This window comes from Angustibacter speluncae (assembly GCF_054777815.1).
Genome location: NZ_BAAHAF010000101.1, coordinates 1 through 21748 on the forward strand (window position 1 = coordinate 1; position 21748 = coordinate 21748).

General features: G+C 74.1%; 25 protein-coding genes. 7 read left to right on the top strand and 18 right to left on the bottom strand.

The window, feature by feature from the left end; translation table 11 throughout:
* From ACYVKY_RS12665 to ACYVKY_RS12680, 4 genes are all read left to right on the top strand, one after another.
* Nucleotides 1–319 (top strand): PfkB family carbohydrate kinase (locus ACYVKY_RS12665; protein WP_460435351.1); only part of this gene is annotated, 319 nt, incomplete at its 5' end.
* Between the two features lie 13 nt (nucleotides 320–332).
* Nucleotides 333–1169, top strand: a complete 837-nt coding sequence (locus ACYVKY_RS12670; RefSeq protein ID WP_460435352.1) for a class II fructose-bisphosphate aldolase — start codon at nucleotides 333–335, stop codon at nucleotides 1167–1169.
* A 4-nt stretch (nucleotides 1170–1173) separates the two neighbouring features.
* A complete protein-coding gene (locus ACYVKY_RS12675; RefSeq protein WP_460435353.1) occupies nucleotides 1174–2310 on the top strand; it encodes a MalY/PatB family protein in 1137 nt (378 codons plus the stop codon).
* 64 nt (nucleotides 2311–2374) lie between these two features.
* The gene (locus ACYVKY_RS12680) at nucleotides 2375–2824 is read left to right on the top strand and encodes an organic hydroperoxide resistance protein (protein ID WP_460435354.1); all 450 of its coding nucleotides are present in this window, start codon (nucleotides 2375–2377) and stop codon (nucleotides 2822–2824) included.
* A gap of 29 nt (nucleotides 2825–2853) precedes the next feature.
* Here ACYVKY_RS12680 and ACYVKY_RS12685 read toward each other — a convergent pair whose 3' ends face one another.
* Nucleotides 2854–4830 carry a protein meaA gene (locus ACYVKY_RS12685; protein WP_460435374.1) on the bottom strand — a complete coding sequence of 659 codons (1977 nt, stop codon included), beginning with the start codon at nucleotides 4828–4830 and terminating at the stop codon, nucleotides 2854–2856.
* A 146-nt stretch (nucleotides 4831–4976) separates the two neighbouring features.
* Here ACYVKY_RS12685 and ACYVKY_RS12690 point away from each other — a divergent pair, with 146 nt between their 5' ends.
* Nucleotides 4977–5705: a Type 1 glutamine amidotransferase-like domain-containing protein gene (locus ACYVKY_RS12690; RefSeq protein WP_460435355.1), complete on the top strand. Its 729-nt coding sequence runs from the start codon at nucleotides 4977–4979 to the stop codon at nucleotides 5703–5705.
* 3 nt (nucleotides 5706–5708) lie between these two features.
* Here ACYVKY_RS12690 and ACYVKY_RS12695 read toward each other — a convergent pair whose 3' ends face one another.
* Together ACYVKY_RS12695 and ACYVKY_RS12700 are read right to left on the bottom strand one after the other, a co-directional pair.
* Entirely contained in the window at nucleotides 5709–7664 is a 1956-nt protein-coding gene (locus ACYVKY_RS12695) for a cation:proton antiporter domain-containing protein (RefSeq protein WP_460435356.1), read from the bottom strand.
* A gap of 12 nt (nucleotides 7665–7676) precedes the next feature.
* A complete protein-coding gene (locus ACYVKY_RS12700) occupies nucleotides 7677–8006 on the bottom strand; it encodes an STAS domain-containing protein (RefSeq protein ID WP_460435357.1) in 330 nt (109 codons plus the stop codon).
* Between the two features lie 144 nt (nucleotides 8007–8150).
* Between ACYVKY_RS12700 and ACYVKY_RS12705 the strand changes: the two genes are divergently transcribed.
* Nucleotides 8151–8486, top strand: coding sequence for a hypothetical protein (locus tag ACYVKY_RS12705; protein ID WP_460435358.1), 336 nt, complete (start codon nucleotides 8151–8153; stop codon nucleotides 8484–8486).
* A gap of 13 nt (nucleotides 8487–8499) precedes the next feature.
* On the opposite strand, the gene murA is transcribed toward ACYVKY_RS12705, so the two are convergent.
* From murA to ACYVKY_RS12720, 3 genes are read right to left on the bottom strand one after another with little or no spacing between them, the layout of a single operon-like run.
* Complete coding sequence (murA, locus tag ACYVKY_RS12710; protein WP_460435359.1) at nucleotides 8500–9795, bottom strand: UDP-N-acetylglucosamine 1-carboxyvinyltransferase; 1296 nt, start codon at nucleotides 9793–9795, stop codon at nucleotides 8500–8502.
* Nucleotides 9792–10232, bottom strand: a complete 441-nt coding sequence (locus ACYVKY_RS12715; protein WP_460435360.1) for a DUF2550 domain-containing protein — start codon at nucleotides 10230–10232, stop codon at nucleotides 9792–9794. Before ACYVKY_RS12715 ends, murA begins: the two co-directional genes overlap by 4 nt.
* Nucleotides 10233–10245: 13 nt before the next feature.
* Nucleotides 10246–10536, bottom strand: a complete 291-nt coding sequence (locus tag ACYVKY_RS12720) for a F0F1 ATP synthase subunit epsilon (RefSeq protein ID WP_460435361.1) — start codon at nucleotides 10534–10536, stop codon at nucleotides 10246–10248.
* Between the two features lie 112 nt (nucleotides 10537–10648).
* Between ACYVKY_RS12720 and ACYVKY_RS12725 the strand changes: the two genes are divergently transcribed.
* Nucleotides 10649–11248, top strand: coding sequence for an ATP:cob(I)alamin adenosyltransferase (locus ACYVKY_RS12725; protein WP_460435362.1), 600 nt, complete (start codon nucleotides 10649–10651; stop codon nucleotides 11246–11248).
* 77 nt (nucleotides 11249–11325) lie between these two features.
* Here the strand turns inward: ACYVKY_RS12725 and atpD are convergent, their stop codons facing one another.
* The 12 genes from atpD to prmC form a co-directional block, all read right to left on the bottom strand.
* Complete coding sequence (gene atpD, locus ACYVKY_RS12730; RefSeq protein ID WP_460435363.1) at nucleotides 11326–12786, bottom strand: F0F1 ATP synthase subunit beta; 1461 nt, start codon at nucleotides 12784–12786, stop codon at nucleotides 11326–11328.
* Between the two features lie 33 nt (nucleotides 12787–12819).
* On the bottom strand, nucleotides 12820–13731 hold the full coding sequence (locus tag ACYVKY_RS12735) for a F0F1 ATP synthase subunit gamma (RefSeq protein WP_460435364.1): 912 nt from the start codon (nucleotides 13729–13731) through the stop codon (nucleotides 12820–12822).
* Nucleotides 13732–13785: 54 nt separating this feature from the next.
* Nucleotides 13786–15426: a F0F1 ATP synthase subunit alpha gene (gene atpA, locus ACYVKY_RS12740; protein WP_460435365.1), complete on the bottom strand. Its 1641-nt coding sequence runs from the start codon at nucleotides 15424–15426 to the stop codon at nucleotides 13786–13788.
* Nucleotides 15427–15502: 76 nt separating this feature from the next.
* Nucleotides 15503–16327: a F0F1 ATP synthase subunit delta gene (locus ACYVKY_RS12745; protein ID WP_460435375.1), complete on the bottom strand. Its 825-nt coding sequence runs from the start codon at nucleotides 16325–16327 to the stop codon at nucleotides 15503–15505.
* A gap of 11 nt (nucleotides 16328–16338) precedes the next feature.
* Nucleotides 16339–16941 (bottom strand): F0F1 ATP synthase subunit B, encoded by a 603-nt coding sequence (locus ACYVKY_RS12750; RefSeq protein WP_460435366.1) that lies wholly within the window; start codon nucleotides 16939–16941, stop codon nucleotides 16339–16341.
* A gap of 82 nt (nucleotides 16942–17023) precedes the next feature.
* Complete coding sequence (gene atpE / locus ACYVKY_RS12755) at nucleotides 17024–17230, bottom strand: ATP synthase F0 subunit C (RefSeq protein WP_460435367.1); 207 nt, start codon at nucleotides 17228–17230, stop codon at nucleotides 17024–17026.
* Between the two features lie 82 nt (nucleotides 17231–17312).
* On the bottom strand, nucleotides 17313–18110 hold the full coding sequence (gene atpB / locus ACYVKY_RS12760; RefSeq protein WP_460435368.1) for a F0F1 ATP synthase subunit A: 798 nt from the start codon (nucleotides 18108–18110) through the stop codon (nucleotides 17313–17315).
* Nucleotides 18107–18481, bottom strand: coding sequence for an AtpZ/AtpI family protein (locus ACYVKY_RS12765; RefSeq protein ID WP_460435369.1), 375 nt, complete (start codon nucleotides 18479–18481; stop codon nucleotides 18107–18109). The genes atpB and ACYVKY_RS12765 overlap by 4 nt, the downstream gene beginning before the upstream one ends.
* Entirely contained in the window at nucleotides 18478–18963 is a 486-nt protein-coding gene (locus ACYVKY_RS12770; protein WP_460435370.1) for a hypothetical protein, read from the bottom strand. The genes ACYVKY_RS12765 and ACYVKY_RS12770 overlap by 4 nt, the downstream gene beginning before the upstream one ends.
* Nucleotides 18964–19063: 100 nt before the next feature.
* Nucleotides 19064–20182: a glycosyltransferase family 4 protein gene (locus tag ACYVKY_RS12775; RefSeq protein WP_460435371.1), complete on the bottom strand. Its 1119-nt coding sequence runs from the start codon at nucleotides 20180–20182 to the stop codon at nucleotides 19064–19066.
* A 10-nt stretch (nucleotides 20183–20192) separates the two neighbouring features.
* A complete protein-coding gene (locus ACYVKY_RS12780) occupies nucleotides 20193–20924 on the bottom strand; it encodes an L-threonylcarbamoyladenylate synthase (protein WP_460435372.1) in 732 nt (243 codons plus the stop codon).
* Nucleotides 20921–21748 (bottom strand): peptide chain release factor N(5)-glutamine methyltransferase (prmC, locus tag ACYVKY_RS12785; RefSeq protein WP_460435373.1); only part of this gene is annotated, 828 nt, incomplete at its 5' end. The genes prmC and ACYVKY_RS12780, both read right to left, overlap by 4 nt.

Genomic DNA, 21748 nt, shown 5'->3' on the forward strand with positions numbered 1-21748 from the left:
GCTGGTGCGGCAGGGGGTGCCGGCCGTGGCCGCGACCCTCGGCGCCGACGGCGCCGTGCTCGTCACGACGCGGGCCGCGGTGCACGCCGCGCTGCCGGACTCCCTGCCCGGCAACCCGACCGGCGCGGGTGACGCCTTCTGCGCCGCGCTCGCCCGCTCGCTCGCGGACGCCGGTCACGTCGACCGGCTCGACCTGCGCCGCACCGCCGCGGACGCGGTGGCCACGTCCGGGGCCGCCGTGCTGCAACCCGTCGCAGGCGCCGTCGACCCGCTCGACGTCGCGCGGCTCGCCCGTCTCGTCCACGTGGAGGACCTGTGACCGAGGAGCGACCGTGACCCTGGCCCGGATGGCCGACCTCGTCCGCGACGCCCGCACCGCCGGGCGCGGCATCGGCGCGTTCAACGTCGTGCAGCTCGAGCACGCCGAGGCGATCGCGGCCGGCGCCGAGGCGGCGGGCGTCCCGGTCGTGCTGCAGCTGTCGGAGAACACCGCCGACTACCACCGCGGCCTCGCGCCGCTGGCGCTGGCCACCCTCGAGGTGGCGCGGCAGGCGGCGGTGCCGTGCGTCGTGCACCTCGACCACGCGACCCGGTTCGACCTCGTGCACGAGGCGGTCGACCTCGGGCTGCCGTCGGTGATGGTCGACGCCTCGGTCCTCGACTACGCCGAGAACGTCCGGACCACGGCCGATCTCACCGCGTTCTGCCACGAGCACGGCGTGTGGGTCGAGGCCGAGCTCGGCGAGGTCGGCGGCAAGGACGGCGCCCACGCGCCGGGCGTGCGCACCGACCCGGACGAGGCCGCCGCGTTCGTCGCGGCCACCGGGGTCGACGCCCTGGCGGTGGCGGTCGGGTCGTCGCACGCGATGACGAGCCGCGACGCCGTGCTCGACGACGACCTGGTCGCCCGGCTCGCTGCGGCCGTCGACGTCCCGCTGGTGCTGCACGGCTCGTCCGGCGTCCCCGACGAGGGCCTCGCCTCCGCCGTCCGGCACGGGATGCTCAAGGTGAACGTCGCCACCCACCTGAACGGCGTGCTGACGCGCGTGGTGCGCGAGCGGCTCGCGGCGAGCACGTCGGTCGACCCGCGCCGCTGGCTCGGCCCCGCGCGCGACGCCGTGACCGACGAGGTCGCGCGGTTGCTGCGCGTGCTCGATCCGGCAGGATGAACCGGTGATCGTCGACCTCACGGACGAGCAGGCCCGCCGCACCCTCCCGCTGAAGTGGGGCACCGTCCCGCCCGACGTGCTGCCCGCCTGGGTCGCCGAGACCGACTACGCGCTGGCGCCGCCCGTCCACGAGGCGGTGCTGCGTGCGGTGCACGACCAGGTCACCGGCTACCAGGGGTCGTCGGCGCCCGTGGCGCAGGCGCTCTCGTCGTTCACCGCCCGGCGGTTCGGCTGGGACGTCGACCCCGACCACGTGGTGCTGGCGGCCGACGTGATGACCGGCGTGGGACTGGCGCTCGAGCTGTTCAGCGAGCCCGGGGCGGTGGTCGTCCCCACGCCCGCGTACATGCCGTTCCTCGACGTCGCGCAGACCGTCGGGCTCGAGCCGGTCCTCCTGCCGCTCGACCCGGACGCCGGCCGCGCCGCGATCGACCTCGACCGGCTCGACGCCCTGCTCGCCGACGGTGCCCGGACCGTGCTGCTCAGCCAGCCGCACAACCCGTGGGGTCGCGCCTTCACCCGCGCCGAGCTCGAGGGCCTGCGCGACGTGGTGGTGCGGCACGGCGCCCGGGTGGTGAGCGACGAGATCCACGCACCGCTCGTGCTCGACGGTGCCGAGCACGTGCCGTACCTGTCGCTCGAGGGGACGCACGACCACGCCGTCGCGGTCGTCGCGGCGTCCAAGGCCTTCAACACCGCCGGGCTGAAGTGCGCGCAGGTGGTGGCGCCGGGCGCGGGCGACGCGGCCGCGCTGCGCGGCGTCCCGCTGGTGCGCAACAGCGGCATGTCACCGCTCGGGGCGGTGGCCGCGGTGGCGGCCTACGAGCAGGGCCACGACTGGCTCGACGCGCTCGTCGTCCGGCTGTCGGCGCAGCGCGACCTGTTCGCCGACCTCGCCGCCGAGCAGCTCTCCCGCGCCCGGGTGCGCCGCCAGGAGGCGACCTACCTGGCCTGGGTCGACGCCCGCGCCTACGGCCACGACGACCCCGCGGGGACGGCGTTCGCGCGCGGCCGCGTGCAGGTGAACGCCGGCCCGACCTTCGGCCCCGGTGGCGAGGGCCACGTGCGGGTCAACCTCGCCACCTCGCCGGACCGGCTGCGCGAGGTCGTGCGGCGGCTGGCCCTGGCCTGGGACGCGTGAGCGCGCGTCCCACCATGTGGGACAGAGCGGGAAGATCCGGGCCCGGCCGGGGTTGGGTGAGGGTATGACCACCACCACGGGCAACGCCCCGTCCAAGATCGTCTACACCGCGTCCGCCACCGCGTCCGGCGGCGGCCGCCGCGAAGGCCGTTCGGTCACCTCCGACGGCCAGCTCGACGTCGTGCTGCAGGCCCCGGTCGAGATGGGCGGACCGGGCGGCGGCACCAACCCCGAGCAGCTGTTCGCCGTCGGCTACGGCGCCTGCTTCACCGGCGCGCTGCACGCCGTCGCCAAGCAGCAGGGCGAGGACGTCACCGGCGCCACCGTGACCGTCGACGTGGGTCTCGGGCCGGAGGGCGACTCGTTCGGCATCACCGCCGACCTGCGGGTCGCCGTGCCCGGCAAGGACCTCGAGACGGTGCAGCGCCTGGCCGACCTCACCCACGACTTCTGCCCGTACAGCAAGGCGATCAAGGGCAACGTGCCCACGACCGTCACCGCCGTCGAGGCCTGAGCCCCACCCCGCTGGACGCGCCCGCGGCCTCAGTCGAGGCCGCGGGTGCGCCGTACGGCGTCGACCACGACGCCCATGATGTCGGTGAGCCCGAAGTCCTTGGGCGTGAACACCTCCGCCACCCCGAGCTCGCGCAGCGCCGTCGCGTCGCCGTCGGGGATGATGCCGCCGACCACCACCGGGACGTCGTCGACGCCCGCGGCGCGCAGGCCCTCGAGCACCTCGGGCACCAGGTGCATGTGCGAGCCCGACAGCACCGACAGGCCCACCACGTGCACGTCCTCGGCCACCGCAGCAGCCACGATCTGCTCGGGCGTCAGCCGGATGCCCTGGTAGACCACCTCGAAGCCCGCGTCGCGGGCGCGCACCGCCACCTGCTCGGCGCCGTTGGAGTGGCCGTCGAGGCCGGGCTTGCCGACCAGGAAGCGCAGCCGGGTGCCGAGCTCCTCGCCCGTCGCGCGCACCTTCTCGCGCACCGCGGCCAGCGAGTCGGACGCCGCCCCCGGCGCCCCGCCCGCCGGTGAGCCGCCCACACCGGTCGGTGCCCGGTACTCCCCGAACACCTCGCGCAGCGCACCGGCCCACTCCCCCGTGGTGACGCCCGCCCGGGCGCACGCCACGGTCGCGGGCACCAGGTTCTGCGTCGTCCCCGCGGCCGCGACCAGCGCGGCGAGCGCCTGCGCAGCGGCCTCGCGCCGCTCGGGGTCGGCGTCGCGCTCGTCGCGCCAGGCCCGGAGCGCCTGCGCCGCAGCCTCCTCCACCGCCGGGTCGACGGTCTGGATCGCGGTGGTGAGGTCGGCCGTCAGCGGGTTCGGCTCGGTGGTGGCGAACCTGTTGACGCCGACGACGACCTCCTCGCCCGCCTCGATCCGCGCCCGGCGGCGCGAGTGCGAGGCCACGAGCTGCTGCTTCATGTAGCCGCTCTCGACGGCCGCCACCGCCCCGCCCATCCCCTCGACGCGGGCCATCTCGTCCTTGGCGCCCTCGACGATCTCGCGCACCTTGGCCTCGACCACCGGCGAGCCGTCGAACAGGTCCTCGTGCTCGAGCAGGTCGGACTCGTACGCGAGCACCTGCTGGATGCGCAGGCTCCACTGCTGGTCCCACGGCCGCGGCAGCCCGAGCGCCTCGTTCCACGCCGGCAGCTGCACGGCCCGCGCCCGCGCGCGCTTGCTGAGCGTCACGGCGAGCATCTCGAGCACGATGCGCTGCACGTTGTTCTCGGGCTGGGCCTCGGTGAGCCCCAACGAGTTCACCTGCACGCCGTACCGGAACCGGCGCGCCTTGTCGTCCTCGACGCCGTACCGCTCGCGCGTGATCTCGTCCCAGAGCTCGACGAAGGCGCGCATCTTGCACATCTCCTCGACGAACCGCACGCCGGCGTTGACGAAGAACGAGATGCGCTGGACGACGTCCGGGAACCGTTCTGCCGGAACCTGTCCCGAGTCGCGGACGGCGTCGAGCACGGCGACGGCCGTGCACAGCGCGTAGGCGACCTCCTGCACGGGCGTGGCCCCGGCCTCCTGCAGGTGGTAGCTGCAGATGTTGATCGGGTTCCACCGCGGCACCGAGGTGACCGTGTGGGTGACCATGTCGGTGATGAGCCGCATGCTCGGCCCGGGCGGGAAGACGTACGTCCCGCGCGACAGGTACTCCTTGATGATGTCGTTCTGGGTGGTGCCGGCGAGCTCGTCGGGCGAGGCGCCCTGCTCCTCGGCCACCGCCTCGTAGAGCGCGAGCAGCCACATCGCGGTGGCGTTGATCGTCATCGAGGTGTTCATCTGCCCGAGCGGGATGCCCTCGAACAGCTGGCGCATGTCGCCGACGTGGCTGATCGGCACACCGACCTTGCCCACCTCGCCGCGCGCCAGGACGTGGTCGGGGTCGTAGCCGGTCTGGGTCGGCAGGTCGAAGGCCACCGACAGCCCGGTCTGACCCTTGTCGAGGTTGCGGCGGTAGAGCGCGTTGGACTCGCGCGCCGAGGAGTGCCCGGCGTACGTGCGCATCACCCACGGCCGGTCGCGCTCCGGCCGGACGTCGTCGTCGCTCACAGGCCGGGACGTTACCGACGGGTCACCGCGCCGGACAGGTCGTGGGCGGGTGAGGCTGCTCACGGGGAGAGCACGGTCACACCCGCTGCCAGGATGGGGCGGTGACCACCGAACCCACGATCCTCGCCACGTCCGGCGGCTACCTCCCCGCCCAGCGCCACCGGCTGCGCTTCGCCCCGCTCGTGCACCACGCGGTCGAGCTGTCCGGGGCGGCCGGCCGTCCGCGCGTGTGCCACGTCGGCACCGCGATCGGCGACCAGCGCTGGTTCAACGCCGAGCTCGACGACGCCGCGCGCGAGGCCGGGTTCGGCCTGTCGCACCTCAACCTGTTCCCGATGCCGTCGGTCGAGGACGTCGAGGGGCACCTGCTCGAGCAGGACGTCGTGTGGGTCAACGGCGGCTCGGTGGCGAACCTGCTGGCCGTCTGGCGGGTGCACGGCCTCGACGACGTGCTGCGGCGGGTGTGGCGGCAGGGCGTGGTGCTGGCGGGCGTCTCGGCGGGCTCGATCTGCTGGTACGTCGGCGGCACGACCGACTCGTTCGGCCCGGAGCTGCGACCGGTGACCGACGCCCTCGGCCTGCTGCCGTACGGCAACGGCGTGCACTACGACAGCGAGTCGCGCCGCCGTCCGCTGGTGCACCGGCTCGTCGCCGACGGGACGCTGCCGACGACCCACTGCACCGACGACGGCGTCGGCCTGGTCTACCGCGGCACCGAGCTGGTCGAGGCGGTGAGCGAGCGCCGCGGCAGCGGCGCGTACGTCGTCACCCGCGACGGCGACGACGCCGTCGAGGAGCGGCTCGAGCCGCGGGTGCTGCCGGGGACCTGAGCGCTACCCGAGCTCCTCGTCGACGTAGCACCAGCGCCACGCCTCGCCGGGCTCGACCGAGCGCATCACCGGGTGGTCGCTCTCGGCGAAGTGCGCCGCAGCGTGCTTGCCGCGCGAGGAGTCGCAGCAGCCGACGTGCCCGCACGACAGGCACATCCGCAGGTGCACCCACCGCCACCCCAGCTCGACGCAGGTGTCGCAGACCCCCGGGTTGAGCGGACGCACCGCCGCAGGCGCGGACGCCAGGTGCTCGCACGCGGCCGCGGCACGGCGCGGGGCCACCAGCTCGGTGTCGCGCTCGGGCAGCGCGTCCATCGCCTCGGTGGCGCGGACGAGCACCGACTCCTCGACGTCGAGCGCCGCCATCACCGACTGCAGCACCTCGTGCGGCACCTCGGCCTCGTCGCGCAGCCGCAGCACCTCGGCGCGCTCGGCCGCGAGCATGCCGAGCCGCAGACGCTGCTGCTTCTGCACCGGCGACTCCGAGCCGCCCTGCCCGCCCAGCCGCTCCCACACCGCGAAGGTGCGCCGGCGCGACTGGTCGCGCAGCGCCTGCAGCACGCCGTCGGGGTCCTTGGCGTCGGCGGGAACCTGGGAGTCGAGCTGGCGCAGCCCGGCCGCGGCCGCCTGCTCGAGCACGGCGGCCTCCTGCAGCCGGTCCTCGAGCGGGTCGGGACCGGTGAGGCCCAGCCGGCGCACCAGCCACGGCAGCGACGAGCCCTGCAGCAGCAGCGTGCCGAACGTGACGACGAGCGCGATGAGGACGAGCACCTCGCGGTGCTCGGTCTCCGGCGGGAGGGTGAAGACGGCGGCGAGCGTGACCACCCCGCGCATGCCGGCCCAGGAGATGACGGCCGGGCCCTGCCAGGGCAGCGGCGCCTCGCGGCGCAGCCGCGGCACCAGCACCCGCGGCAGGTAGATGGACGGGAACACCCACAGCGGCCGCACCAGCAGCACGGCGAGCAGCACCCCGGCGCAGCCGAGCACGACCGTGCCCAGCGCGAGGTCGCTGCCCGCCACGTCGGTCACGACCCGGTACGCCTGCAGGCCGATCAGCAGGAACACGCCGTTCTCGAGCAGGTGCTGCACCGTGCGCCAGTACGTGCGCTCGGAGATGCGGGACGCGGCGCTCTGCACCAGCGGCGCCTTGTGGCCGAGCAGCAGCCCGGCCACCACGACCGCCAGCACCCCGGACGCGTGGATCTCCTCCGCCGGCAGGAACGCCACCCACGGCGCCACGAGGGACAGCGTGGTGTCGCTGATGGTGTCGGTGAGGCGGCGCCGCACCTGGACGAGCACCACGGCCACCAGCACGCCGACGACGACCCCGCCCGCCGCCGCCCAGAGGAAGTCGAGGGCGATCCGGCCCACGCCGGCCGCGTCGAGGCGGGTGACGGCGTCGGCCGCGTCGCCGCCGTGGCCGTCGTCGCCGGCACCGGGCACGACGCTCAGCGCGACGATCGCCGCGGTCGCGGCGCGCAGGCTCACCAGCGCGGTCGCGTCGTTCACCAGCGACTCGCCCTCGAGGACGACCACCACCCGGCGCGGCAGGCCGGCCCGCCGCGCGATCGCGGTGGCGGCGACGGCGTCCGGCGGCGCGACGACCGCGCCGAGCGCGAGCGCCGCCGGCCAGCTGAGCGGCAGCAGCCAGTGCGCCACGGCGCCGACCGCGAGGGTCGTCACGACGACGAGCACGACCGACAGCAGCACGATCATCCGGCTGTTGGCGCGGAAGTCGATCAGCGAGGTGCGGATCGCCGCGGCGTACAGCAGCGGCGGCAGCAGCCCGTACAGCACCAGCTCGGAGCTGATCTCCACGTCCGGCACCACGGGGGTAAAGGCGACGACGGCACCGACGACGGTCAGCAGCAGGGGCGCCGGCACGGCGAGCCGGTCGGCGAGCCAGCTGCCCGCCAGGACGGCCAGGACGACGGCCGTGACGACGATCGCGGGCTCCACGCCCGCATCGTGTCAGGCGCTCGCAGCGCGCGGAACCAGGGTGTCGGCGGCCGCCAGGTGGAGCACCCGGTCGAGGCGGGTGACGCGCAGCACCCGGCCGAGTGGTGCGGGCGCGTCGAGCAGCACCAGCCGCCGTCCCGAGCGCTCGGCCCGGCGGTGCGCCTCGAGGAACAGCCCGAGCGTCGACACCTCGGCGAGCTCCAGCCCGGCCAGGTCGACCAGCGCGTCGCCGGCGCCGTCGTCGACGAGCCGGTGCAGGGCCTGGCGGACGTCCGGGGCCGAGCGGGAGTCGAGGCGACCGCGCACCAGCAGCACGCCCTGCTCGCTGCGAACGACGTCCATGGTGTTCCCGCCTGCCTGTCCCGAGTGGGCACAGGCTAGGGACCCCCGGGCGCGGCGACGCGGAGGCGCGCCGGAGCCGGACGCCGGGGCCGGGCGCATACTGGACGGAGCGCTGCGCGCGAGACCGACCGAAGGGGGTGCCCGGTGCCGGCAGACGGGACCGCCTACGCGTACATCTTGGGTCCGGCCGTCGCGGTCGCCGTCCTGCTCGTGCTGATGGTGCTCATGCGCTGGACCTGGGCGAAGGGCCGCTCGCTGGTGGCTCGCCCCGGCCGCCGCGGCGAGCCGGACGACTACGGGCTGCTCGTGCCCGTCGCGTCGCCGTCGACGCTGGTCGAGGCCGAGGTGCTGCGGCGCACGCTGGAGGCGGCCGACCTGCGGGCCACCGTGGCCGACACCCTGCGCGGACCCCGGGTGATGGTGCTGCCGCAGCACGAGGACCTGGCCCGTCAGGTGCTGGCGCGACGTCCCGGCGCCTGACGACGCCTCGGGCTCAGTCGAAGTCGAGGACGGCGTCGGTGGCGCGGCGCACGTCGGCGCCGAGCCCCGCCAGGTGGCCGACGAGGTCCTCGTAGCCGCGGTCGACGTGCTCGACGCCGCTCACGACGGTCTCGCCCTCGGCGGCCAGGCCGGCCAGCACCAGGGCCGCCCCGGCGCGGATGTCGCTCGCCTCGACCGGCGCCGCCGACAGCCGCGGCACGCCGCGCACCAGCACGTGGTGCCCGTCGACGGTGAGGTCGGCCCCGAGCCGCACCAGCTCGTGGGCGAACCGGAACCGGGCCTCGAACAGGTTCTCGGTGACCACCGCCGACCCCTCGGCGACCGCCCCGGCCGCCAGCGCCATCGGCTGCAGGTCGGTCGGGAAGCCGGGGTACGGCAGGGTCGCGACGTCGACCGCGCGCGGCCGGCGCCGGCGGGTGACCCGGATGCCGGCGTCGTCGGCCCGCACGTCGACCCCGGCCAGCCGGAGCTTGTCGAGCGGGATGCGCAGGTGCTCGGCGCGCGCGCCGCGCACGAGCACGTCGCCGCCCGCGACCGCGACCGCGAAGCACCAGGTACCGGCGACGACGCGGTCGGGGACGACGCGGTGCGTGGTCGGGTGCAGCCGGTCGACGCCCTCGACGGTGAGCCGGCTGGTGCCGACGCCGTCGACCCTCGCCCCCATCTGCTGCAGCAGCTGCGCCAGGTCGTCGATCTCGGGCTCGCGGGCCGCGTTGTCGACCACGGTGGTGCCGTCGGCGAGCGTCGCAGCCATCAGCAGGTTCTCGGTGGCGCCGACGGACGGGAACGCCAGCGGCAGCACCGCGCCCCGCAGCCCGCCCGGCGGCGCGGTGGCCACCAGGTAGCCGTGGTCGACGTGCACGTCGGCCCCCATCGAGCGCAGGCCGTCGACGTGCAGGTCGAGCCCGCGCGAGCCGATCGCGTCGCCACCGGGGAGCGCGACGTCGGCCTCGCCGACCCGCGTCACCAGCGGCCCGAGGACGCTGATCGAGGCCCGCATCGCCCGCACCAGGTCGTAGTCGGCGCGGTGCCCCGGCGCCTGCGGGACGTCGATCGACACCGTCCCGCCCGCCCGGTCGTGCTCGACCGTGCAGCCGAGCCGGCGCAGCAGCTCGGCCATGATGCGCACGTCGACGATGTCGGGCACCTGCTCGAGCACCGTGCAGCCCTCGGCGAGCAGCGCGGCGGCCATCAGCTTCAGCACGCTGTTCTTGGCCCCGCGCACGGGCACCTCGCCCTGCAGCGGCGTCCCGCCGACGACGTGGATCGTGCCGGCCGACCCGCTCACGTCACCTGCCCGGTACGACCGGGCGGGGACGCCTCGAGCCAGGACGCCAGCCCGGTGTAGGCCTCGCCCGACATCGCCAGCTCGAGGTCGTCGCCGTCGTAGCGGGCGCCGACCACGGTGGAGCCGGGCAGCACGGCGTGTCGCTCGGGGACGGCGGGGACGCGGTGGCCGGTGACCTCGAGCAGGTCGCGCTCGAAGGTGCGGGCGGGGCGCAGCGACGGCGAGAAGACCCGGAACCAGTCGATCCGGCCCTGCTCGTAGCGGGCCACGCCGATCGTCCACCGGCTGCCGTCACGGGCCGAGGCCAGGCGCAGCGAGCAGTCGAAGGCGGCGCCGCGGGCGAGCCAGAGCCGGCGCGCGGTGAACCACGCGGCGGTCAGGACGAGCAGGAGAGCGAGGCCAGCGGCGATCTCGAGCGGGATCGTCCAGCCTCCCACCGCGCCGCTCGGCTCAGAGGCTCTTGCGGGACGAGGCGGCCGCCTCGCCGATGCGGACGCCCTCGGCGACGACCAGCACGCGGTCGTTCTCGACGGACAGGAAGCCGCCGTCGACCTCGGCCGAGACGCCCTCACCGCCCTCGGCGGGCACGACCTTGACCTCGCCCGGGGCGAGGATGCCGAGGAGGGGCGTGTGGCCGGCCAGGATGCCGATCTCGCCGTCCAGGGTGCGGGCCAGCACGGAGGCGGCCTCGCCGGACCAGACGGTGCGGTCGGCGGCGACGAGCTCGACGGTCAGCGCCACGGTCGGGCCTTCCTTCTCGGGGGTCGTACCTGCTCACGCGGGTCGGGCCAGTCTAGCGAGCCGCCGGGGGTGCTCGGACCAGGGTCCCCGCCCCCCTGGTTAGGCTCGCGGCATGCCCGTCCGGATCACCCGCCCCTACACGCGCACCGGCGACGACGGGACCACCGGTCTCGGCGACTTCTCCCGCGTCCGCAAGACCGACCCGCGGCTCGCGGCCTACGCCGACGCCGACGAGGCGGGGGCGGTGCTGGGCCTGGCGGTCACGCTCGGCGACCTCGACGACGACGTCCGCACGCTGCTGCTGCGGGTGCAGAACGACCTGTTCGACGTCGGCGCCGACCTGTGCCTGCCGCTGGCCGAGCAGTACGACTACGAGCCGCTGCGGGTGCAGGAGCGCTGGATCGGCGAGCTCGAGGCCGAGATCGACCGGTACAACGAGCACCTCGGCATGCTCACCACGTTCGTCCTCGCCGGTGGCACGCCGGCCGCGGCGTACCTGCACCTCGCGCGGACGGTGGTGCGGCGGGCCGAGCGGTCGGTCTGGGCCGCGATCGAGGAGCACGGCACCGGCCTCGACGGCGGCGTGAGCCCGGCTGCGGCGCAGTACCTCAACCGGCTGTCGGACCTGCTGTTCGTCCTGGCCCGGTACGTCAACCGCGACGCCGGCGACGTGCTGTGGCAGCCCGGTGGCGGCCGCGACGCCGACGCCTGACGGCCCGCCACGCACGACGCACGCAAGAGGCCCGTCCCCACCGGGGACGGGCCTCTCGTCGTGTCAGCGGGAGCGGCTCAGGCGCCGGTCTCCTTCTGGATCCGCTCCCAGTTGCGCTCGACGTCGTCGAGGCCACCGCACATGAAGAACGCCTGCTCGGCGACGTGGTCGTACTCGCCGTCGGCGATCTTCGTGAACGCGTCGACGGTCTCGTCGACGGGGACGGTCGAACCCTCGATGCCGGTGAACTGCTTGGCGACGTAGGTGTTCTGGGACAGGAAGCGCTGGATCCGGCGGGCCCGGTTGACCAGGATCTTGTCCTCCTCGGACAGCTCGTCGATGCCGAGGATCGCGATGATGTCCTGCAGCTCCTTGTTGCGCTGCAGGATCTGCTTCACGCGGACCGCGGTGTCGTAGTGCGCCTGCGAGATGTACCGCGGGTCGAGGATCCGCGACGTGGAGGTCAGCGGGTCGACGGCCGGGTAGATGCCGAGCGAGGCGATGTCGCGCGACAGCTCGGTCGTCGCGTCCAGGTGCGCGAACGTGGTGGCCGGCGCCGGGTCGGTGTAGTCGTCGGCCGGCACGTAGATCGCCTGCAGCGAGGTGATCGAGTGACCACGGGTCGAGGTGATGCGCTCCTGCAGCACGCCCATCTCGTCGGCCAGGGTCGGCTGGTAGCCCACCGCGGAAGGCATCCGGCCGAGCAGGGTCGAGACCTCCGACCCGGCCTGGGTGAAGCGGAAGATGTTGTCGATGAACAGCAGCACGTCCTGCTTCTGCACGTCGCGGAAGTACTCCGCCATCGTCAGCGCGGACAGGGCGACGCGCAGGCGGGTGCCCGGCGGCTCGTCCATCTGGCCGAAGACCAGCGCGGTCTGGCCGAGGACGCCGGCCTCCTCCATCTCGGCGATGAGGTCGTTGCCCTCGCGGGTGCGCTCGCCGACGCCGGCGAACACCGAGACGCCGCCGTGGTCCTTGGCGACGCGGGCGATCATCTCCTGGATCAGCACGGTCTTGCCGACGCCGGCGCCGCCGAACAGGCCGATCTTGCCGCCCTGCACGTACGGGGTCAGCAGGTCGATGACCTTGATGCCGGTCTGGAACATCTCGGTCTTGGACTCGAGCTGGTCGAAGGCGGGCGCCTTGCGGTGGATCGGCCAGCGCTCGGTGACCTCGAAGGTCTCGCCCTCCTCGAGGTTCAGCACGTCACCGGTGGCGTTGAACACGTGGCCCTTGGTGATGTCGCCGACGGGCACGGAGATGCCGGAGCCGGTGTCGCGCACGCTCATGCCGCGGACCAGGCCGTCGGTGGGCTTCATCGCGATGGCGCGGACCATGCTGTCGCCGATGTGCTGGGCGACCTCGAGCACGAGCGTGCGCTGCTCGCCGCCGAGCTCGTAGTCGATCTCGAGCGCCTGGTAGATGTCGGGGATCGAGCCCGCGGGGAACTCGATGTCGACGACGGGGCCGATCACGCGGGAGATGCGGCCCTCGCCGGCGGCACCGGTGCTCTGGGTCTCGGTGGCAGTGGCGGTCATGTCACTCACTCTCTACGGACTGTCTCTCGCGGGTCAGTGCTCGGCGCCCGAGGAGGCGAGGGCGTCGGCGCCACCGACGATCTCGCTGATCTCCTGGGTGATCTCGGCCTGGCGGGCCTGGTTGGCCAGCCGGGTGTAGGTGCGGATGAGGTCCTGCGCGTTGTCGGACGCGGACTTCATCGCGCGCTGGCGGGCCGCGTGCTCGCTCGCCGCCGCCTGCAGCATGCAGTTGAACAGCCGGCTGTCGACGTAGCGCGGCAGCAGGGTGTCGAGCACGCGGTCGGGGCTGGGCTCGAACTCGTACAGCGGCAGCAGGTCCTCCGGCGCCGGCGGCTCGAGCGGCTCGACGACCTCAATCGGGAGCAGCCGCAGCACGGTCGGCTCCTGGGTGACCATCGAGACGAACCGCGTGTAGACGACGTGGATCTCGTCGACGCCGCCGTTCTCGGAACCGGCCAGGAACGCCTTCACCAGCGTCTTGCCGATGGTGCGGGCGTCCTCGAACGTCGGGGCGTCCGAGAAGCCGGACCACTCGGCCTCGACGTGGCGGCGGCGGAACTTGAAGAACGCCGACGCCTTGCGGCCGGCCAGGTACGGCACCGCCTCGACGCCGCGCTCCTGCAGCAGCTTGATCAGCTGGTCGCCCTCGCGCAGCACGTTGACCGAGTAGGCCCCGGCCATGCCGCGGTCGGACGTCATCAGCAGGACCGCGGCGCGCTTGACCTGCTCGCGCTCGGTGGTGAGGGGGTGGTCGACGTCGCGGGTGAAGGTCGCCACCGCCGACACCGCGCGCGTGATCGCCCGGGCGTACGGGGTGGACGCCGCCACCGCCTGCCGGGCCTTGGCGATGCGGGACGTCGCGATCAGCTCCTGGGCGCTGAAGATCTTCCTCAGCGCCGTCGTGGACTTGATCCGGTTGCGGTAGACCCGCTGCTGCGCTCCCATGCCCGCCTCCTCTCGTCTGGTCTCGTGGTCAGGTCGTCAGTCGCCGTCGCGCGCTCAGGAGCGCTTCTGGACGGTGATCTGCTCCTGCTCGACCTCGTCCTGGTCCAGCGCCTCGGACTCCTCGCGACCCGCCTGGACGGACGGCTCGACGTCGTCGCTGCTGAAGCTGCGCTTGAACTTCTCGACCTCGGCGGTGAGCGCCTCGTCGGTGGAGTCCTCGAACTTGCCGGTCTCCTTGATGCCCGCGAGCAGCTTGCCGTCACGACGCAGGTGGGTGAGGAAGTCGGCCTCGAAGCGGCGGACGTCCTCGACCGGCACGTCGTCGAGCTTGCCGGTGGTGCCGAGCCAGATCGAGACGACCTGCTCCTCGACCGGGAACGGCGAGTACTGGCCCTGCTTCAGCAGCTCCATCAGGCGCTGGCCGCGGGACAGCTGCTGGCGCGAGGCCGCGTCGAGGTCGGACGCGAACAGCGCGAACGCCTCCAGCGCGCGGAACTGCGCCAGGTCGACGCGCAGCGAGCCGGCGACCGACTTCATCGCCTTGATCTGCGCCGCACCACCCACACGCGACACCGAGACACCGACGTTGACCGCCGGGCGCTGGTTGGCGTTGAACAGGTCGGACTCGAGGAAGATCTGGCCGTCGGTGATCGAGATGACGTTGGTCGGGATGTAGGCCGACACGTCGTTCGCCTTGGTCTCGATCAGCGGCAGCCCGGTCATCGAGCCCGCGCCCAGCGCGTCGGACAGCTTCGCGCAGCGCTCGAGCAGCCGGCTGTGCAGGTAGAACACGTCGCCCGGGTAGGCCTCGCGGCCCGGCGGGCGGCGCAGCAGCAGCGACACGGCGCGGTACGCCTCGGCCTGCTTGGACAGGTCGTCGAACACGATCAGGACGTGCTTGCCCTCGTACATCCAGTGCTGGCCGATGGCCGAGCCGGTGTACGGCGCGAGGTACTTGAAGCCGGCCGCGTCGGACGCCGGGGCGGCGACGATGGTCGTGTACTCGAGCGCGCCGGCCTCCTCGAGGGCGCCGCGCACCGAGGCGATGGTCGAGCCCTTCTGGCCGATCGCGACGTAGATGCAGCGGACCTGCTTGGCCGGGTCGCCGGTCTCCCAGAACTCCTTCTGGTTGATGATCGTGTCGATCGCCACCGCGGTCTTGCCGGTCTGGCGGTCGCCGATGATCAGCTGGCGCTGGCCGCGGCCGATGGGGGTCATCGAGTCGATGGCCTTGATGCCGGTCTGCAGCGGCTCGTGCACCGACTTGCGCTCCATCACGCCGGCGGCCTGCAGCTCGAGCGCGCGGCGCTCGGTGGTCTCGATCTCGCCGAGGCCGTCGATCGGGTCACCCAGCGGGTTCACCACGCGACCGAGGTAGGCGTCGCCCACGGGCACGGCGAGGACCTGGCCGGTGCGGCGGACCTCCTGGCCCTCCTCGATGCCGGAGAACTCACCGAGGACGACGACGCCGATCTCGCGGACGTCGAGGTTCAGCGCCAGGCCGAGCGTGCCGTCCTCGAAGGTCAGCAGCTCGTTGGCCATCACGCCGGGCAGGCCCTCGACGTGGGCGATGCCGTCGCCGGCGTCGGTGACGCGCCCGACCTCCTCGCGGGAGGCCGCGCCGGGCTCGTAGGACTGGACGAAGGAGTCCAGCGCGTCGCGGATCTCCTCCGGGCGGATCGTCAGCTCGGCCATCGTGTGCCTGCTCTCCTGTGCGGTCGTGTCGGTGGTGCGAAGTCGGTGCTGGTGGGTGGTGCTGGGCGGCGCCGGGTCAGGAACCCGACAGCAGCCGGTCGGCGCGGGCGAGGCGGGCGACGACGCTGGCGTCGATCACCTCGTCGCCCACCTGGACGCGCAGCCCGCCCACCAGGGACGGGACGACGTCGACGTCGAGGTGCATGGTGCGCCCGTACACGCGTCCGAGCGCGGCGGTGAGCCGCTCGCGCTGCTGCTCGGTGAGCGGGACCGCGCTGGTGACCCGGGCGACGGCGCGGTCGCGGCGCTGGGCCACTGCCTCGCCGAGCTCCTCGAGCACCTGCTCGGTGCGGCGGCCGCCCGGCTGACCGGCGGCGTGCCGGGCCAGCGCGACGGTGGCCGGCGCGGCCTTGCCCTCGAGCAGCCGCTCGACCAGGCCGGTGCGCGAGGCGGCCGGCGCGGACCGGTCGCTCAGGGCGGCGCGCAGCTCGCGCCCGCCCGCCACGACCCGGCCGAAACGGAACAGCTCGTCCTCGACCCGCTCGAGCGCGTTCAGCTGCTCGGCGCCGGCCAGGGTGGCCTGCACGCCGAGCTCCTCGCACGCGTCGACCAGGTCGCGCCCGGACGACCAGCGCGAGCGGGCCAGACCCGCGACGACGTCGACCGTCGCCCCGGAGACCTTGCCCTCGAGCAGCCGCTGCACGAGGCCGGCCTTGCTCTCGCCGTCGGCGTTGGGGTCGGTGACCGCGCGCCGCAGCGAGGCCGAGCCGCCGAGGAGCCGCGACACCGCGAACAGCTCCTCGCCGACGACGGCCGCGTCGGCCGTGCTGCCCGCACCCGAGACCAGCGGCTCGATCCGCTCGCGGGCCGAGGCCAGCGACTCGGCGCTGGCACCGCGCATGTGGCTCGTCATCAGGACTGCTCCGACGCCTTCACGGCGCTCGCCCGCACGTCACCGGGCTCGGCCTGCTCGAGCTCGGCGAGGAACCGGTCGACGACCCGCGACTGGCGCGCGGAGTCCTCGAGCGACTCCCCGACGATCCGACCGGCGAGGTCGGTGGCGAGCCGGCCCACCTCGCTGCGCAGCGAGGTCACGGCCTGCTGGCGCTCGGCCTCGATCTGGCGCTGGGCGCTCTCGACGATGCGGGTGGCCTCGGCGTGCGCCTTCTCGCGCACCTCCGACGCCACGGCCGCGGCGTCGGCCCGGGCCTCCTCGCGGATCTGGTTGGCCTCGGTGCGCGCCTCGGCGAGCTGCGCCTTGTACTCGGCGAGCGCGGCCTCGGCCTCCTTCTGCGCCTTCTCGGCCTCCTCCATGCCGCCCTCGATCGAGGCCACGCGCTCGGCGTAGACCTTCTCGAGTGCCGGCACCACCTTCTTGGTGAAGATCACCAGGAGGATGACGAAGCAGATCGTCCCGACGATGATCTCGCCCGGGTGCGGGATGATCGGGTAGGCCTCGGCCCAGAACCCGCTCTCGCCCTCGGCTGCCAGCAGCGCGGTGGGTGCGAAGCTCACGGTGTCTCCACGGTCGTCTCAGGTACTGCTCGGGATGGCTGGGTGTCGTGCCGGCCGGGCGTCAGCCCAGCCGGCGCGCCGATCAACGGAAGACGAACGACAGGCCCAGACCGAAGATGGCCAGCGCCTCGGTGAAGGCCAGGCCCAGGAAGGCGAGCGGCTGGAGCATGCCGCGCGCCTCGGGCTGGCGGGCGACGCCGTTGATGTAGGCGGCGAAGATCAGGCCGACGCCGATACCGGGGCCGATGGCCGACAGGCCGTAGCCCAGGATCGCGATGTTGCCTTCCATCTGGATCTTTCCTCTCGGTCGCCGGGTGCGGCGGTCGCGCCCGGTGCGGGGGGTGGGTCGTGCTGTGGTGCGGGTCGTGCGGTCAGTGCTCGTCGGCCAGGGAGCCGGCGATGTACAGGGCGGCCAGCAGCGTGAAGATGTAGGCCTGCAGGAACTCGACGAGGATCTCGAAGAGCGTCATGACGAACGACATCGCGAACGGGCCGATCGACAGCACGTTCAGCGGGAAGCCGCCGTGCAGCAGCATGTACTCGCCGCCGAGGGCGAACAGCAGCAGCAGCAGGTGGCCGGCGAACATGTTGCCCCACAGCCGCAGCGCGAGGGTGACGGGGCGGGTGAAGAAGTACGAGATCAGCTCGAGGAAGCCGACGAACAGCGCCAGCGGCAGCGGCAGGCCGGGCGGCACCATGTGCTTGATGTAGCCGGCGGCGCCCATCCGCTTGACGCCGAGGTACAGGTAGAGGAAGTAGACGATCAGCGCGATCGCGGCCGGGAAACCGACCCGCGCCATCGTCGGGTACTGCACCAGCGGGACGATGCCGAGCAGGTTGTTCACCAGGATCAGCACGAACATCGCGAACAGCAGCGGCAGGAACGGCCGGAAGTGCTTGCTGCCGATGATGTCGCGGGCGATGCCGTTGCGGACGAAGCCGTAGCCGGCCTCGACGACCGCCTGCCCCTTGCTGGGCACCACGGTCAGGCGGCGGGTGGCCATCAGCAGGACGACGGCGATGACCACCGTCGACAGCACCAGCACGACCATCGGGCGGGTGACGGCGAACGCGCCGTCGGTGCCGAACAGCGGCTGCCAGAAGTCCGAGATGCCGGGGGCCTCGAAGCCCTCCTCGGCCGTGCGGACGGCGAGCGCACTCAGGCTCACGGCGTCTCCTCCTGGGGGCTTGCGTCGGGGGCGTCGTTCGAGTCGTCAGGACGGGCGGGGTTCGCGGGGCTGCTGCCCGCGGCACCCTCCTCGGCCGTGCCGGCCGCGGGTCCGCCGGTACCGTACCGGACCCAGATGGTGAGCATCGAGACGGCCGCCCCGAGCAGGATGCCGACCCCCACGATCCAGCTCGTGCCGAGCCACAGGTCGAGCAGCCAGCCGGGCAGGCCGAAGCCGACCAGGCCGGCGAGCAGGTACGACAGCACGTTCCACGCGGCGCTCTCGGGCACCGGCCCGTCGCGGTGCGCGAGGCGGTCGTAGTCGGGCCGCTTGCGGGCGTCGGTGTGGTCGTCGCGGGTCACGGTGCTCACCGCTCCCCCTCGCCCGACGAGCCGCCCGCGGGCGGCTGCTCGCCGAACACCAGCACCCGCATGCGGGTGTAGGCGCGGGCCTCGAAGACGAGCCAGACCAGCGCGCAGCCGATCGCGGTGAGCCCGAACGCGGGGCCGGACAGCCAGGACGCGCGCCCGAACAGGACCAGGAAGATGCCGAGGACGAGCACCTTGCCCATGTAGGTCGCGAGCGCGGCGGCCATCACGTTGGCGGGCCCGTTCTTGGCGGCCCAGCGCATCACCAGCAGGGTGGCGCTGAAGGAGGCGCAGACGATGACGGTGGCCAGGGCCGACCCGATGAGTCCGGGGACGCCCTCGAGGACGGCGGACACCACCACGGCGACCACGCCGACCGCCGCGGTCGGCCACAGCGACCCGCGCAGCATCGCCGCGTAGGGGTCGTCGGCCGACGCGGCGCCGCGGGGGGCGGCGGAGGCGGCGCTGGGGTCGTGCGGGGTCACGGTCGGGCCTTCCGGTGGGGCGCCGCGGCCGGGGAAGACGGGCCGGGAGCGGGGTCTCACGAAGGTCGTCGGATGCGTCCGAGAACGCTTGTGAATGCTATCACAAGCGCTCGGACGGGCTGCTGCGACGCAGCGCGCGGCCCCGCAGCGGACCGGCCGTCAGCACCGCGCTCAGCGCCGCGACGAGCAGCCACACCGGCAGCCAGACGCGGATCGGCACGAACGCCGTGACCACGGTGCCGAACGAGAGGACGGCGGTCCACAGGCACATGATCAGGACCGCGTTGCGGTGCGAGTGGCCGATGTCGAGCAGCCGGTGGTGCAGGTGCATCTTGTCGGCCGCGAACGGCGACTGGCCGCGGCGCACCCGGCGGGTGACGGCCAGCAGCATGTCGAGCAGCGGGACCACCAGCACGACCGCCGGCAGCACCACCGGGAACCAGACGGGCACGAGCTGGCCGGCGCTCACCACGGCGGGGTCGACCTGGCCGGTGACCGCGACCGTGCTGGCGGCGAGCAGCAGGCCGAGCAGCAGCGCGCCGGAGTCGCCCATGAAGATCCGCGCGGGGTGCACGTTGTGCGGCAGGAACCCCAGGCAGCAGCCGACCGTGATGGCCGCGACCAGCGCCGCCAGGCTGGAGTAGTCGAGCCGGTCGGTCTGGCGGGTCAGCATGTAGGTGTAGACGAAGAACGCGCCCGCGGCCACGCACATCACGCCCGCCGCCAGGCCGTCGAGGCCGTCGATGAAGTTCACCGCGTTCATCGTCACGACCACGACCAGCACGGTGAGCGCGAGGAACAGCACGCCGGACCCGAGCACCACCCCGCCGATCGGCAGCGTCACCAGCTGCACGCCCTGCCAGGCGAGCAGGCCCGCTGCCAGCACCTGGCCGGCGAGCTTGGTGAGCGCGTCGAGCTGGACGACGTCGTCGACCGCGCCCACGACCGCGATGAGGGCGCCGGCGGCCAGGATCGCCCACGGCGACTGCGCCGAGTCGAAGACGCGGGAGAAGAACGGCAGCGTCGAGGCCACCACGAGGGCGGTCGCCAGGCCGGCCAGCATCGCGAGCCCCCCGAGCCGCGGCGTGGGCACGCTGTGCACGTCGCGGTCGCGCACCGGCGTCATCGCCCCCGTGCGCTCGGCGACCCGGCGCGCCAGCGGCGTCGCCAGGTAGGTCACCGCCGCCGCGACCAGCAGCACCAGCACGTACCCGCCCATGCGCCGCCGCTCAGCCCGCGCTCGCCGGCGCGCCCGGCGGCTCGTCGTCGGACGCGGGCTCGGACGCGGGTTCGGACGCGGGCTCGGACGCGGGCTGGGTGCCGTCGACCAGCCCGGGGACGACCTCCTGCAGCTGCGCCAGCGTCAGCGCACCGGCGCGGACGAGCCGGGGCACCTCCCCCGTCGCGTCGACGATCGACGACGGCAGCGAGCCAGCGAGCTCGCCGACCTCCAGGTAGACCTGCACGCTGTCGCCGAGCTGCTCGCGCACCGCCTCGGCGGTGGCACCCGGCGCCTGCCCGGTGAGGTTCGCGCTGGAGACGGCCAGCGGGCCGGTGGCGCGCAGCAGCTGGCGGGCCAGGTCGTCGTCCGGCACCCGCACCGCGACGGTGCCGCCGGTGTCGCCCAGGTCCCACTGCAGCGACGGCTGCGCCCAGCAGATGACGGTGAGCGGGCCGGGCCAGAACCGCTCGGTGAGGGCGGTGACCTCGGGCGTGACGTCGCTGGTGAGCGCCGGCAGCACGTCCGGGCCCGCGACGAGCACCGGCGGCGGCATGTGGCGTCCGCGGCCCTTGGCGTCGAGCAGCGCCTGCACCGCGGCGGGGTCGAACGCGTCGCCCCCCACGCCGTAGACGGTGTCGGTGGGCAGCACGACCAGCCCGCCCCGTGCCAGCGCCGCCGCCGCGGCGGCGACGCCGTCGGTGCGGCCGTCGGCCTCCCGGCAGTCGTAGACCCGGCTCACCGCTCTCCCTCCCGGGCGTCGTGCGCCCGTCCGCTCGCCTGCCCGGCCAGTCTGGCACCGCCGACGGGCGCGCCCGCGCGGGCCACGACGAACCGCTCGCGGCCGGTGAGGTCGTCGTGGCCGACGACGTCGTCCCAGCCGTCCGCGGCGAGCGAGCGCACCAGGTCGGCCCGCTGGCCGTGCGCGTGCTCCATCACCAGCGTCCCGCCCGGGCGCAGCAGCACCCGCGCCCGCGCCGCGACCCGCAGCGGGACGCGCAGGCCGTCGGACCCGCCGTAGAGCGCGAGCGGCGGGTCGTGGTCGGCGACCTCGGGGTCGAGCGGGCGCATGTCGTCCGGGACGTAGGGCGGGTTCGCGACCACGACGTCGACGGCGCCGTCGAGGTCGTGCGGCGGCGCGCCGGGGTCGGTGGCGTCGGCGAGGTGGAGGCGGACCCCGGTGCCGGCGAGGTTGCGGCTCGCCCAGGCGTGCGCCTGCGGGTCGAGCTCGACCGCGTGCACCTGCGCGTCGGTGAGCTCGTGCGCCAGCGCGGCCGCGATCGCGCCCGACCCCGAGCACAGGTCGACGACCAGCGGGGCCGCGCCCGCCAGCCGCGCCGACGCGAGCGCGGCCTCGGTGACCAGCTCGGTCTCGGGGCGCGGCACGAACACGCCGGGGCCGACCGCGAGGTCGAGCCCGCGGAAGGCGGTCGTCCCGGTGAGGTGCTGCAGCGGCACCCGGCGCGCGCGCTCGGCCAGCAGCTGCTCGAGCCGCTCGGCGTCCGGTGCCTGCAGCGCGGTGCCGCGCAGCGCCCGCGCGGCCAGGTCGCCGCGGGTGGTGCCGTG

Coding starts and splice junctions, on each gene's coding strand:
- ACYVKY_RS12685 (WP_460435374.1), bottom strand. CDS start 4,830: ATGCGCACGTACGCCGGGCACTCCTCGGCGCGCGAGTCCAACGCGCTC.
- atpE (WP_460435367.1), bottom strand. CDS start 17,230: ATGGAAGGCAACATCGCGATCCTGGGCTACGGCCTGTCGGCCATCGGC.
- ACYVKY_RS12680 (WP_460435354.1), top strand. CDS start 2,375: ATGACCACCACCACGGGCAACGCCCCGTCCAAGATCGTCTACACCGCG.
- ACYVKY_RS12725 (WP_460435362.1), top strand. CDS start 10,649: ATGCCCGTCCGGATCACCCGCCCCTACACGCGCACCGGCGACGACGGG.
- ACYVKY_RS12735 (WP_460435364.1), bottom strand. CDS start 13,731: ATGGGAGCGCAGCAGCGGGTCTACCGCAACCGGATCAAGTCCACGACG.
- atpD (WP_460435363.1), bottom strand. CDS start 12,786: ATGACCGCCACTGCCACCGAGACCCAGAGCACCGGTGCCGCCGGCGAG.
- ACYVKY_RS12700 (WP_460435357.1), bottom strand. CDS start 8,006: ATGGACGTCGTTCGCAGCGAGCAGGGCGTGCTGCTGGTGCGCGGTCGC.
- ACYVKY_RS12775 (WP_460435371.1), bottom strand. CDS start 20,182: ATGGGCGGGTACGTGCTGGTGCTGCTGGTCGCGGCGGCGGTGACCTAC.
- ACYVKY_RS12745 (WP_460435375.1), bottom strand. CDS start 16,327: ATGCGCGGTGCCAGCGCCGAGTCGCTGGCCTCGGCCCGCGAGCGGATC.
- atpA (WP_460435365.1), bottom strand. CDS start 15,426: ATGGCCGAGCTGACGATCCGCCCGGAGGAGATCCGCGACGCGCTGGAC.